This window comes from Actinomyces viscosus (genome assembly GCF_900637975.1).
In the GTDB taxonomy this organism is placed as follows: Bacteria; Actinomycetota; Actinomycetes; order Actinomycetales; family Actinomycetaceae; genus Actinomyces; species Actinomyces viscosus.
The window spans coordinates 2,702,228-2,715,881 of the sequence record NZ_LR134477.1 but is presented as its reverse complement, the minus strand read 5'-3'; the positions used below and the strand labels follow the sequence as shown (position 1 = coordinate 2,715,881).

7 protein-coding genes are annotated in these 13,654 nt (G+C 70.8%); 4 read left to right on the top strand and 3 right to left on the bottom strand.

What is annotated here, in order from left to right; genetic code table 11:
- The first annotated feature begins 195 nt into the window (after positions 1–195).
- Positions 196–1,506, top strand: coding sequence for an ATP-binding protein (locus EL340_RS11565; RefSeq protein ID WP_126414679.1), 1,311 nt, complete (start codon positions 196–198; stop codon positions 1,504–1,506).
- Positions 1,507–1,524: 18 nt separating this feature from the next.
- Here the strand turns inward: EL340_RS11565 and EL340_RS11560 are convergent, their stop codons facing one another.
- From EL340_RS11560 to EL340_RS11550, 3 genes are all read right to left on the bottom strand, one after another.
- Positions 1,525–3,033, bottom strand: a complete 1,509-nt coding sequence (locus EL340_RS11560; protein ID WP_126414678.1) for a glycoside hydrolase family 36 protein — start codon at positions 3,031–3,033, stop codon at positions 1,525–1,527.
- A 273-nt stretch (positions 3,034–3,306) separates the two neighbouring features.
- Positions 3,307–4,506: a Gfo/Idh/MocA family protein gene (locus tag EL340_RS11555; RefSeq protein ID WP_126414677.1), complete on the bottom strand. Its 1,200-nt coding sequence runs from the start codon at positions 4,504–4,506 to the stop codon at positions 3,307–3,309.
- A gap of 77 nt (positions 4,507–4,583) precedes the next feature.
- On the bottom strand, positions 4,584–6,074 hold the full coding sequence (locus EL340_RS11550) for a CCA tRNA nucleotidyltransferase (protein WP_126414676.1): 1,491 nt from the start codon (positions 6,072–6,074) through the stop codon (positions 4,584–4,586).
- A 174-nt stretch (positions 6,075–6,248) separates the two neighbouring features.
- Between EL340_RS11550 and EL340_RS11545 the strand changes: the two genes are divergently transcribed.
- Genes EL340_RS11545 through EL340_RS11535 form a run of 3 tightly spaced genes read left to right on the top strand, consistent with a single transcriptional unit; the run spans position 6,249 to position 13,584 of the window.
- Positions 6,249–6,758 (top strand): NUDIX hydrolase, encoded by a 510-nt coding sequence (locus tag EL340_RS11545; RefSeq protein ID WP_126414675.1) that lies wholly within the window; start codon positions 6,249–6,251, stop codon positions 6,756–6,758.
- Complete coding sequence (locus EL340_RS11540) at positions 6,755–9,280, top strand: DUF6049 family protein (protein ID WP_126414674.1); 2,526 nt, start codon at positions 6,755–6,757, stop codon at positions 9,278–9,280. Before EL340_RS11545 ends, EL340_RS11540 begins: the two co-directional genes overlap by 4 nt.
- Positions 9,277–13,584, top strand: a complete 4,308-nt coding sequence (locus EL340_RS11535) for a lipid II flippase MurJ (RefSeq protein ID WP_126414673.1) — start codon at positions 9,277–9,279, stop codon at positions 13,582–13,584. Before EL340_RS11540 ends, EL340_RS11535 begins: the two co-directional genes overlap by 4 nt.
- Positions 13,585–13,654: the final 70 nt, after the last annotated feature.

Sequence of the window (13,654 nt, the reverse complement as noted above, 5' to 3'; positions counted from 1 at the left end):
GGCGGCACCATGGCACCCGAAGAGCGTTCCGCCGTCGACATCAATCTTGACCAAACCGATTACTAACTCTTGACCAAATAGTCGATGAAGCCACGACCAACCCGTCTGGCGTCCGCCTGCCCCTGAGTCCGCAGTTATCCACAGGAGCCGTCTTTCGGCTGTACGACGGCGCAAACCGGCTCCTACGATCAATCTATGACCACCTACCAGCCGCGCCTCATGGATCAGCGCCTCCAGGAGCTGCTGCGGTCGGTTCCAGCGGTCAGCGTCGAGGGGGCCCGCGCCGTCGGAAAGACCCGCACCGCCAGAACCCACGGCACCACGTTCATCGCTGTGGACGATCCCGACGAGCGCGCCCAGCTGACCGCCATCGGCTCGCGATTCACCACGCTTCCCAGCCCCCTCGTCATCGACGAGTGGCAACGCATGCCCGAGCTGTGGGACCGGGTGCGTCGCGCCGTCGACGACGATCCTTCTCCCGGCCGCTTCCTTCTGACCGGATCCTCAACCCCCTCCCAGACACCCACGCACACGGGTGCCGGTCGCATCATCACCCTGCGCATGCGTCCCTTCAGCCTGGCCGAGCGCGCCATCGAGACCCCGACCGTCTCAGTGGGAAAGCTGCTGGACAGCACTCTCGGCTCTCAGGACTCCTCCGGGCTGACCCCGATCGAGGGATGCACCCGCGTCGCCATCGACCAGTACGTTGATGAGATCTGCCGTTCGGGATTCCCCGCCATCAGGGAGCAGCCACCCCTCGGTCGTAGCGCTCAGCTGGACGGGTACATCGAGCAGACCATCCGACACGACCTTCCAGAAGCCATCGGTGCCAAGCGGCGCCCACGATCCGTGAGGGACTGGCTGACGGCCTACGCCAGCGCTGTGGCGACAACGGCGAGTTTCACCTCGATCGCCGAGCTGGCGAACAGACCGCTGGACACCGACATGGGACAGGCAACGGCGCGCTCCTACCGGGACCACCTCAGCGGGATGTGGCTGTTGGACCCGGTTCCGGGCTGGAGCCCCAGCGAGAACGAGTTCTCCCGCAACAACCTGACCGACAAGCATCAGCTGTGCGATCCGGCCCTGGCCGCTCGTCTCCTCGGGTACGGCCCCTCCGAGGTGCTCGGAGTCGGCCATCCGATCCTCGCCAGCCCTCGCGGCACCCCGCGCCGCCCCCGAGTGCTCGGCTCACTGTTCGAGTCCCTGGTGATCCAGAGCCTTCAGGTCTACGCCGAGTTCCACAGCGCCCGGGTCTTCCATCTTCGGACCAAGGGCGGGCTTCAGGAGATCGATGTCATTCTCGAAGGGCCCCACAGGCAGATCGTGGCCTTCGAGATCAAGGCAAGGGCCACTCCCAGGCCGGAGGACACCAAGCACCTGCGCTGGCTGCGCAAGAAGATCGGACCGAGACTCGCGGACGCGGTCCTGGTGACCACCGGCCGGCTGGCGTACCGGGACGAGGACGGCATCGCCGTCGTGCCCGCCGCCCTGCTGGGACCGTGAAACCGCCCAGTTTCCGCCTCACAGCGGGTAGGCCGACGACGCCCCCTCGATGGCCTCGGTCAGGTCGATCTCGCGCTCGCCCAGCCGGAAGCGGTAGCGGCCCAGGATCTCCAGGGGCTCGTCCTCGGCGGCCAGGTAGGCGCGCACGGCCTCCTTCTCCTCGTCGTCGAGCCAGGTCATCTGGTCCGACAGGCACCGGTAGCGGCTGGCCTCGGCGACGTCGCGCAGCCACTGCATCTGGGTGTCGTCCAGGAGGTTACGGCGGTGGCGGAAGAAGACGACGTCGGGGTCGACCCCGATGACCCGCCCCAGCCAGAGCCGGTTGATGCCGGCGTGCAGGGCGTTGTAGGCCTTGGCGTCGGACAGGTCGTCGGAGGCGTAGTTCTCCCACATGGGGGCCACGTCCGGCCCGACCCGCACCGCGTCGAGCAGCCCGATGGAGGGCATGATGAGCGCCCCGGAGCCCAGCAGGAAGGTCTCGTCGCCGGCGGTGTCGCGCACGAGGCGCAGCCCGGTGCGGTAGGCCTCCTCCCGGTCGATCTGCCGGTGGCGGTAGCCGGGGATGGCGGCGGCGTTGATGAAGTCGAGCTTGAGGTAGCTGAAGCCCCACCGGTGGACGATCTTGGCGATGAGCTTGCGCACGTAGGTCTGGGCGGTGGGGTGGGTGGTGTCCAGCGCGTAGTAGTCCCCGCCCCAGTTGGAGCCGGCCACGGCCAGCCCGCCGTCGGCGTTGTGGACGAACATCTCCGGGTAGTCGCGCACCGCCCGGGAGCCGGGCAGCGCGATGAAGGGCGCCACCCACAGGCCCGGCTGCATGCCGGCCTCGCGGATCCGGGTCGCGGCGGCCTCCATGCCGTCGCTGAAGCTCTCGCCGGCCTCCCAGTCGCCGACGGCGACCTCCCAGCCGTCGTCGATCTGGAGCGTCTTAAAGCCCAGCTCGGCGACCTGCGGGATCTCGCGCTCAAGCGCCTCCTGCGAGATGCCCTCGTAGTAGGAGTACCAGGAGCACCACACGCTCTGCGGCTCAATGGGTCGGCTGCCCAGGCTCTCGCCGAGCTCGCGCGCGTAGCGGGCCATGACGGCGGTGGCCGGGCCCGGCAGGATCACCCAGCGCGCCGGGTCGCCGGACTCGGTGAAGGCCTCCAGGACCGCGGTGTCGGCGCGCAGCCGCGGCGTGCGCCCGTCCAGGCAGCCCACGAGCAGCGCCCCGGAGGCGTCCTCCAGGACCGTCATCCAGGCCGAGTGGTGGCGGGCCGGGTCGTCCCAGGGGTCGTCGTCGGCGGTCCGACGGCGCTGCTGGTTCGCGATGCGCATCGGCGCCTCGCTCAGGCGGCGCCAGCCCGACGGCGACCAGGAGTTCTGTCCGGTGCGGTAGACCTCGCCGTCGCGCATGTCGTGCAGGAGGGTCAGGTGCGAGGCCTCGACGTAGACCGCGCCGGTGGCTCCGCCGGCCCCGTGCTGGGTGGTCACCGTGCCGTCGCAGGCCAGGGCGATGCTCCGCCCGGTCAGGGTGATGTGGTGAATCATGCGCTCTCCTCGGATCCTGCCTGTCCTGCCTGCGGGCGGGTGGCGTGCGAACCCGGCCCCGTCCGGCTCGCACTGTACGTGATCGTCCCGTGATCCGATCGACCTTCACGAGCAACACCTGCTTCTGGACTTTCTCCAGTGACAGCGCCACGTAAGCCCACTCTGGGGCCGCCGGCGGCCCCATCCCAGGCACGCCTGCCGTGATGAAGTTGTTATCCGGCTCATGGCACCTGCCAAGAAGCCCGCGGAGCCGCCTCCGGCTGCTCCCGCCGCCTACTGCGGCTCCTGCTGACCGTTGTGGAAGTAGGCCGCCAGGTCCGCGTCGAGCTCGGGCACGTCGAAGGGGACGGAGCCCGAGCGCAGGGACCGGGTGGCCAGTACCCCGGCGGCAACCGCCTCGCGCGCGGAGACCGGGGAGGCCTCGGTGGGCCCGCCGTCGCGCACGAAGCGCAGGAACTCGTCGATGGCGAGCTGGTCGGCGCTGTCGTGGCCGGTGCCCTCCTCAGCGATGACGTACTCCTCGGTGGCGCGCTCGGCGTAGTGCTCCGAGCGCTCGGTCCACACCTTGACGACGTCGCCGGCGCCGTCACCGAGGTTCTCCGCCCGGCCGCGGGTGCCGATGACCGTGTAGCTGCGCCAGTAGTCGGGGGTGAAGTGGCACTGCTGGTAGGAGGTCATGACCCCGTTGCGCATGGTCATCATGAGCATCGAGAGGTCCTCGACGTCGATGACCGGGTTGAGGCCGCCGACCTCGTCGGCGGGCCAGTTGTCGAGGCTGAACCAGTCCTGCATGACGGTGCCGGCGCTCGTGCCCGGCTCCCGGCGCCCGGCGTCGCCGTAGACCATGAGTCCGCCCATGCCGACGACTCGGGCCGGCTCGGAGGCGGACAGCCAGCTCATGACGTCGATGTCGTGGGCGGCTTTCTGCAGCAGCAGGCCGGTGACGTGGCGGCGCTCGGCGTGCCAGTCGCGGAAGTAGTAGTCGCCGCCGTTGCCCACGAAGTGGCGGCACCAGATGGCCTTGAGCTCGCCGATCCGCCCGGAGTCGATGACCGAGCGCAGCAACCGCACCACCTCCATGTGGCGCATGTTGTGGCCCACGTAGAGGCGGGTGCCGGTGCGCCGGGCCGTAGCCAGGATGCGGTCGGCGCCCTCGATGGTGATGGCCAGGGGCTTCTCCAGGTAGACCGGGACGCCGGCCTGAAGGAAGAAGCAGGCCAGCTCCTCGTGCGTGTCGTCGGGGGTGGTCAGCACGACGGCGTCGATCCCGAGCCCCAGCAGGGCCCGGTGGTCCGCCACCACGGTCACGCCCTCGGGCAGGAGCCGCTCGGCGCGCGCGACGGCGTCGGGCGCGGTGTCGGCCGCGGCGACGAGCCGGGCGGGGACCGGTGAGGAGTCCGCGAGCGCGGCCAGGTAGCAGCGGGCCCCGATGCCGACGACGCCGACCCGCAGCTCTCTTGATGGTTCAAGCATTTTCTCGGGTCCCATCCGGGCCGATCCCGGCCCTTTGGTCGCGTTGTGGATGTGTGCCGGTGTCCGGTCCGTCGCCTTCAGCTCTTCTGACGGGCCGCCCACCACGAGCGCAGTGCCTGGCGGGCCAGGTCCTCGCCGATCGGTCCCTTCTCCATGCGCAGGTCCATGAGGAAACGGTAGGCCTCGCCGACGACCGGGCCGGGGGGCACGCCGAGCTCGGCCATGATCTGGCCGCCGTCGAGGTCGGGGCGGATGGCGGCCAGCTCCTCGGCGGCGCGCAGGGCCTCGATGCGCTCCTCGAGGTCGTCGTAGGCGCGGTCCAGCATGGCGGCCTTGCGGCGGTTGCGGGTGGTGACGTCGGCCCGGGTGAGCCGGTGGAGACGCTCCAGGAGCGGGCCGGCGTCGGTGGCGTAGCGGCGCACGGCCGAGTCGGACCAGGCGGCGTCGGCGTAGCCGTGGAAGCGCAGGTGGAGCTCGACCAGGCGCGAGACGTCCTTGATGGTCTGCTTGTCGAAGCGCAGCGCCCGCAGGCGCTTGGCCGCCATTCGGGCGCCGACGTGGTCGTGGCCGTGGAAGGTCACGGTGCCGTCGGGCAGGAAGCGGCGGGTGGCGGGCTTGCCGATGTCGTGGAGGATGGCGGCCAGGCGCAGCACCAGGTCGGGGCCGGGGACGGGGCCGTCGGGCCCGGTCTCCAGGTCGATGGCCTGGTCCAGGACGGTCAGGGTGTGCTCGTAGACGTCCTTGTGGCGCTTGTGCTCGTCGACGGTCTCACGCAGGGCGCTCAGCTCGGGCAGGATGACGTCGGCCACGCCGGTGTGGACCAGCAGCTCCAGCCCGCGCCGGGGCCAGGGGCTGACCAGCAGCCGCTCGAGCTCGGCGCGCACGCGCTCGGCGGAGACGATCTCCAGGCGGGGGGCCATGTCCTCCATGGCGGTCATGACGTCCATCTCGACGTCGAAGCCGAGCTGGGCGGCGAAGCGGGCGGCCCGCATGATGCGCAGGGGATCGTCGTCGAAGGACTGCTCGGCGCTGACGGGGGTGCGCAGCACCCCGGCGGCCAGGTCGGCCAGGCCGCCGCAGGGGTCGACGAGCTCGAGGTCGGGCAGGCGCAGCGCCATGGCGTTGACGGTGAAGTCGCGGCGGGTGAGGTCCCCGGTGAGGGTGTCGCCGTAGGTGACCTGGGGCTTGCGCGAGCCGACCTCGTAGGCCTCGGTGCGGTAGGTGGTGACCTCCACGATGGTGCTGCCCTTGCGCGCGCCGATGGTGCCGAACGCCCGGCCCACGTCCCAGGTGGTCTCGCCCCAGGCGGCCAGGATCCTCTCGGTCTGCTCGGGGCGGGCCGACGTGGTCAGGTCCAGGTCGTGGGGGGCGACGCCGAGGAAGGCGTCCCGCACGGGCCCGCCGACGAGGGCGATCTCATGGCCGGCGCGCACGAAGGCGTGCCCCAGGGCGGCCAGGGCGGGGGGCAGTCCCTCAAGGGCCGCTCGGGCCCGCGGTGTCAGGCCGCGGCTCTCAACGGACGCGTCCGTGGAATCAGTGGGATCGGCGGGAGCGGGATGCGCAGTCATCGGCCCAAGCCTGCCATGAACCCGGGCGAGCGCGCCGCCGTCGTCGGCGTCACCGGTCCTGTCGTGAGGACCGTCTCGCAGTCGTACCAAAGGCCGTTCACAGGCGCCGCAGTTGTGTGCGACGACGTACTCGGGCAGAGGCATCCGGCGGCCCCGACGCCCTAGAGTGTCCCTATGCCCTCGCCACGCACTCGCACGCCCCGCGCCGGAAACCCGGCTCATCGGGCGAGTGCGCGCGCTTTACCGATCGTCAACGAGACCAGTGCCGGCGGCCTGGTCGTTGACGTTCAGAACGGTCAGGCCTTCACCGCGGTCATCGCCCGGCGCAACCGCGGCGGGCGGCTGGAGTGGTGCCTGCCCAAGGGGCACCTGGAGGGCTCCGAGACCCCCGAGCAGGCCGCGGTCCGCGAGATCATGGAGGAGACCGGGATCACCGGCCGGGTCCTGCGGCACCTGGCCACGATCGACTACTGGTTCGCCGGTCACGAGCACCGTGTCCACAAGGTGGTGCACCACTTCCTGCTGGAGGCGGTCAGCGGCACCCTGACCACGGAGAACGACCCGGACCATGAGGCCGAGGACGTCGAGTGGGTCGCTCTCGACGACGTCTCCCACCGGCTGGCCTACCCCAACGAGCGCCGTATCGTGGCCGCGGCCTGGGACATCCTGGTGGGGGATGGATGACCGGCGCCGTCGACCTGTGCGCGAAGGTGGTCACCACGCTGGGCTCCCGGCTGCGGAGCAGGGCGATGGTGACCATTGCCGCCCTGCTGGGCGTGGTGGGCCTGGTGGCCCTGCCGCTGACCACCCCGCCGACGGCCCGGGCGGACCGGGTACCCGTCGGGGTCTCGGCGGACATCTCACCCGTGGCCTCGACGAAGCCGTCGGCGACGACGGCGCCCTCCTCGTCGGCCTCACCATCGACCTCACCGTCGGCCTCGGCGGCGCAGACCGGGAGCGCCGGCTCCTCGGGGCAGGGCACCGAGACGGCCGCCAACCAGGTGACGATGAGTATCGACGCCCTGGCCCCCGAGGTGCTGCACAGCGACCAGGACCTGGTCCTGACCGGAACCATCACCAACGCGACCAGCCAGGTCGTCACCGGAGCGGACCTGGTGACCAGGGTGCAGCGATCCACCGAGGTCACCAGCCAGAGCCTGGGGAAGTGGCTGACCGGAACCGACGGGTCGGGGCTGTCGGACCCCTTCACGGTCCCACTGGGCCGTGACCTCCAGCCCGGCGAGGTCGCCCAGTTCTCCATCACCGTCCCGGCCGACGAGCTGCCCCTGACCGGTGCCGACCAGTGGGGGCCGCGCGGCATCGCCGTCGAGCTGGAGTCGCAGGGCAGCCCCCTGGCCCAGGACCGCAGCATCCTGGTGTGGGACAGCGGCACCTCCGTCGCGCCACTGCGCCTGACCACCTTCATCCCTGTCACCGCCTCCGCCCAGGAGACGGCGGTTCTCGCCGGTCCGCGCACCCCGGAGCGCGAGGAGGCCCTGACCCGCATCCACAGCCGGGTCCTCGGTCTGCTGGGCATGGCCGGCGACGGCGTCGTCGTCGCGGTCGACCCCGCGCTGGTCGAGGCCCTGGGCGTCACCCAGGCCAGCCTGGAGGAGGCCACCCGCAACGGCGGCTCCCAGCCCTCGACCCCGGACGGGACCCCGCAGGCGCCTCAGGGCGGCGACTCGTCCGCGGCAACCGCCGGCCCGTCGTCGTCCTCATCGGCGTCACCCTCATCGTCGGCCTCCTCCAGCCCGTCCTCACCCTCCACACCGGCCACGGCCTCGCCGTCGGCGAGCTCCACCGCACCGTCGTCGGACGGCAAGTCCTCCGACGACACCACCCAGCTCTCCGCCGCCCTCGTGCGGGCCATCGGTACCGGAAGCCTGGTGGCCCTGCCGTGGGGCGACTCCGACACCGCGGCGCTGACGCACCTGCAGCGGACGGATCTCATCGAGACCGCCGCGCAGCGCACCCAGGAGTCGGCCCTCGTCAAGGCCGGTGCCCCGACGTCGTTGGCCTGGCTGGCCTCCAGCGTCATGGACTCCGCCACGGCCGATGCGCTGCCGGCCTCGGCGTCCACCGTCATCGCCTCACCCGGCTCCTTGCCGGTGGTCGACGAGCTCTCCTACACCCCGTCCGGCCTCGGTGCGCTCGGCGACCACGCGGTCCTGCTTCCCGAGCAGTCCCTGTCGGAGACGCTCGCCGGTGACGAGGCCTCCGGGGACGACGCCTCCGACCACGGCTCCCCGGCCTCCCAGAGCAGTCAGAGCACCCAGGCCGCAGAGCTCGACACCCGCCAGCTGCTGCGCGGCGACAGCGCGATCCTGACCCGCCAGGCCCCGGCGCTGGAGCGCGACATCGTCGTGGCAATGCCCCGCCAGGCCGCCTCCACCACGGATCCTGCCGCCCTGCAGGAACGCGTGTCCGCCCTGCGCTCGGCCTCCTGGACCCAGTCCCAGCCGCTCAGCGCCCTTGAGGAGCGCGCCCGCGCCGAGGTCGAGGCCGTCGACGAGGGGACCTCACGAGTTGAGCGCTCCGAGCCGCCGGACAAGGTGATCAACGACGACGAGCTGCCCACGGCGACCCTCGCCGCTGCTGCCAGCAGGGCCGGCACCCTGAAGTCGGTCTCCTCGGTGCTCTCCGAGCCGGCTGCGCTGCTGGGCGACTACACGGACCTGGAGGCCGTCGTCTCCTCGGCGTCCTGGCGGGCAGACCCCGCGACCCGTGACGCGCAGGTTCCGGCTGCCGAGGCCGCCGGGGCGAATGTCACCTCCTCGCTGGCCGCGGTACCGTCGTCGACCATCAACCTCATCAGCTCCGAGGCGCAGCTGCCGGTGAGGATCACCTCCTCCCTGGACCAGGACGTCACCGTCCAGGTCTACCTGGTCTCGGACAACAAGCGCCTCCAGGTCCCCAGCACCACCACCGTGACCGTCCCGGCCCACCAGCAGGCCAAGGTCACCGTGCCGATCCAGGCGGTCGGTTCGGGCGACGTCGGCCTGACGGTCCAGGTCCTCGCCGCGGACGGCACCACCGTGGGCACGCCCACCACCGTCCACATGAGAGTCCGCGCCGACTGGGAGAGCCGGGGCACCGGCATCATCGTCGGCGTCCTGGTCTCCATCGTGGTGATCGGTACCGTGAGGACAGTACGACGAGGCCGCCGCACCGCGGTGGCCCCGGCTGCACAGGAGACGGTATGAGCATGATCAAGCACGCACGAGCCAGGGGTTCGGCCTCCCAGGGGCGCAGTCAGGCGTCCCTGGCGCGGTCCTCGGCCATCATGGCCTCGGGGACGCTGGTCTCCCGCGTCCTGGGCATGGTGCGCAACGCCCTCATCGTCATGGCGCTCGGCGCCACCGGCTCGGGGGCCGCCGACGCCTTCAACACGGCCAACAACCTGCCCACGAACCTGTACAACATGATGATCGGCGGCATCCTCAACGCCATTCTGGTGCCGCAGATCGTCCAGGCGCTGCGACGGCGCAACGGCGAGGAGATCGTCAACCGCCTCCTGACCGCCGCGGCCACGCTCATGCTGGTGGTCACCTGCATCGCGACCGCGGCCGCACCCCTCATCTTCACCATCAACGCCAACTCCCTGGCTCAGGGGCAGTGGCGGACGCTGTCCTTCGCCTTCGCGTTCTGGTTCATGCCGCAGGTCTTCTTCTACGGCCTGTACGCGCTGTGGGGACAGGTGCTCAACGCGCGCTCGAGCTTCGGGCCCTACATGTGGTCCCCGGTTCTCAACAACATCATCTCGATCGCCTCGATCATGGCCTACCTTCATATCTACGGTCGCCACACGGCGGGCCAGGGGCCTGAGGTCTGGGACATTCCCCGGATCACTCTCATCGGCGCGACGACGACCCTGGGCATCGCGGTTCAGGCGCTGATCCTCTACATCCCCCTGGTGCGCTCCGGCTTCCGGCCGCGCATCATCTTCGGGGTGCGGGGCCTGGGTCTGGGCAAGACCGTCAAGGTGGCCCTGTGGGCGCTGGCCGGAGTCGGCGTGGCCAGCCTGAGCAACTGGATCACCTCCAACCTGGGCTCCTACGCGGTGACGGCCTCGGAGCAGCCCGAGTACGCGAACGTCATCGTGCCCTCGACGACCATGTGGCTCAACGGCTACCTCATCTACATGCTGCCGCAGTCGCTGGTGGTCACCTCCATCATCACCGCGCTGTTCACGCGCATGAGTGAGAAGGCCGCGGCCGGGGACTCCGCCGGCGTGCGCGAGGACCTCTCCCTGGGCCTGCGCTCAGCGGGCGTCTTCACGGTGCTGGCCACGGCGGGCATCTGCGTGCTGGCTGTCCCGGCCCTTCAGCTCTTCACCCCCTCGATCACCCTGCCCGAGGCCCAGGCGAGCGCTCCCATGCTCATCACCCTGGCGCTGGGCATCGTGCCGCAGGGCATCTGGTTCGGGACCCAGCGAGTCATGCTGGCCTACTCGGACACCAAGCGGCTGCTCCTGGCCGACGTCGTTGTCGGCGTGGTCCCGGTCGTCCTGTGCGTCATGGCCTACTTCGTGGCCCCGGCCAACCACTGGATGGCTTGGGCCGGCGCGGCCAACACGCTCAGCCAGATCGGGGGCTGCCTGGTCGTCATCCCGATGCTGCGCTCCCACCTGCCCGGCCTCGACGGCCGCAGGATCATCACCACCCACCTGCGCCTGGTCATCGCGGTGGTGCCCGCGGTCGTCGCCGGAATCGTCCTCAACCTGGTCATGGGCAATGTCGACGCCGACTCCTCCCTGGCCAAGATGCTCGCGGCCTTCGGGCACATCTGCATCGTCGCGTCCGTCATGTCGCTGGTCTACCTGCTCATGGGGCGCGTCGTGGGGATCGAGGAGATCGCCGTCGCCTTCCGTCCCTTCTCACGGATCCTGTCGACGATCGGTCGCCGTCTGCCCGGCGCACCCGGGAGAGTGGTCCTGGCGATCGCGACCTGGCTGTCGCCGCCGGCGCCGACGACGCAGGCGACGGCTCAGATGCCCGCCGTCCAGTCCTCGGCGCCACCGCCCCCTCCGCCGGGTCAGCGGGCTTCCGACCCGTCGGGTTTTTCAACGGAACCGGTCGCGCATGGTGCTGTTGGCTACACCTCCGGCGGCGTCCAGGCGGAGCCGTCCGCACCGCCGCCGCCCCCGCAGGTGCAGACCCATCCCTGGGGAGAGCCGGGTCAAATGGGGCAGCAGCACGCCGGCGGCCGGTCCTCCCAGGCGCCTGCCGGCTACACCCAGGACGGGCAGCCGGTCTACCCGCTCGCGCCTCCGCCACCGGCGCCCTCGCAGGCAGCGGCGCCGCCGCCCCCCACGAGCGCCGACTATGCGGCTGACGCCTCCCGCCGCCCCCAGGCTCCGGGTCACGTCCCCGCCAACACTCCCGGGAGTATCCCGCCCCCGCCGCCCGCCAGCATCCCCCCTTCCCGGGTGGCCACAGGGCAGTCCGCCCCCTACCCGTCCCACGCCTCTGCCCACACGAGCCACATCACCCCGGTTTGGAGCCCTCAGACAGTTACGATGGGGTCAACTGGTTCAGATGGACAACCATCTCAAGGAAGGAGACGCATGTCGGAGGCGACGCCGATCGGCAGTGGTCGCTACGGACTCCTGGGAACGCTGTCCACCACGCTGCCGCGCATCGTCAGGCACCGTGGCGTTGACACGATCCTGGATCGAGACGTCACGATCCTGGTTCTCACCGATGCGACGCTTCACCGTGACAACGTCCTGGAGTCCGCCAGCAGGGCGGTGCTGGTCGAGGACCAGCGTCTTCAGCAGGTCTACGACGTCGAGCGCGCCGAGCCCTCCGTCATCGTCACCGAGCCGCTGACCGGACGTACCTTCTCCTCCCTGGTCTCCCGGGGCATGCCCCCGGCGCAGGCGCGCGCGATCATCGGTGAGACCGCGCAGGCGCTCGACGCCGGCGCCCGCAGGGGCCTGCACCACCTCAACCTGTCTCCCGAGTCCATCCGCGTCCTTCCCGACGGCATGGTCAAGGTCAGCGGCCTGGGGATCGAGGCCGCCGCCCTCGACCTGGAGAGCCGGGTGGCCGGCCACGACCCGTCGGCCGCCGACCGTGCCGACGCCCGCGCGCTGGTGGAGATCCTCTACTACGGCCTGACCGGTCGGTGGCCGGGCAAGCGTCCCGGTATCCCCTCCGCTCCGCGTCTGGGCGGCGTCCCGGTCAAGCCCTCGACACTCGTCGCGGGAATCGACCCGATCCTGGATGAGCTGTGCGAGCGCACCTGGAGCAGCCAGCCTCCGATCTCCGCTGCGGAGGTCGCGCGGTCACTGGGCACCTGGGACCCGGTCGCCGGCTACCACGAGTCCGGGGCGACGCCGATCCCGCCGCCCCAGCGCGAGTCGTCGGCCGCCGGCGCCAGTGGTGCCGGTTCCGTCGGCGCTAACGCGGGCACGGCGGCCGCCGTCAGTGCCGCCGGCGCCGGTGTGGCCAGCGCGGCTCGCGGGGTCCTGGACCGGCTGCGGCGCAATGGCGCCGGCAAGGGCGCCACGGTCGCCCCGTCGGCGGGCCAGTCGGCGCCTGCTCAGCCCGGCCAGACGCCGCCACTGCCGACCGGCACCGGCGCGCCTGCGGAGCAGACCTCGGTCATGGAGACGCCCTCCGCCTCCGCGCAAGCACCGGCGCCGTCCTTCGACGCGACCGGCTCCCCGGCCGTGCAGGAGCCGCCGGCCAACGACGCCTACGTCCAGGTCACCGGGCCGACGAACCCGATCCCGAACGTCCTGTCGACCGCCTCCGAGACGGTCCCCGGACCCGCACCGGTTCCGGCCGAGCCCTTCACCGGCAGCTTCCCGGCCTTCGAGGACGACGAGGAGGAGATCGACCCCGAGGTCGCTCGCCAGGAGCGGCGCACCACCAACAGCATCCTGGTCACGCTCGTCCTCATCGTCATCGTCTCCCTGGCGGCGGCCAGCTACATCGTGTACCAGACGATCGGCATCCCCTTCGCGGACAAGGACCGCGCGGCCGCGGACACCGTCCCCTCCGCCAGCGCCCAGGAGGCCGGCAACGGGGGCGGGCAGCAGCAGCAACCGGCTCCCACCACTGAGGCACCTGCGACCGCGCCCGAGATCGCCAGCGTCACCGTGGTCAACAACCCGAGCTCGCAGGCGGCCAACAACCAGAAGTACCTCAATGACGGTGACACGAGCCGTGCCTGGTTCTCTCACAACACCAGCAGCGCGGAGCTGACCCAGCCGATCGATATCGAGATCAAGCTCAAGAGCCCGGCCAAGGTCTCGGAGGTCGATCTCCAGGGGACCAATGAGGGCGGGCAGGTCGAGGTCCGCGCCACGAACGTCGACAACGCCGGTGGTGGCACGCTCCTGGCCCAAGGCGCCTTCACCGCGGGGAGCACCGCCTTCAAGATCGACAAGCCCCAGGAGGTCGACACCATCGTCCTGAGGGTGACCCAGCTTCCTAAGAACAACGAGGCCGGCGAGTTCCCCTACAAGGCAACTGCGACGGAGGTCACAGTCAAATAAGAGCCTCCCTGGGAACAGGCTATATTGATTACTAGTTGCACTAGGCGACCGCCCGCCGCGGTCACCGCCC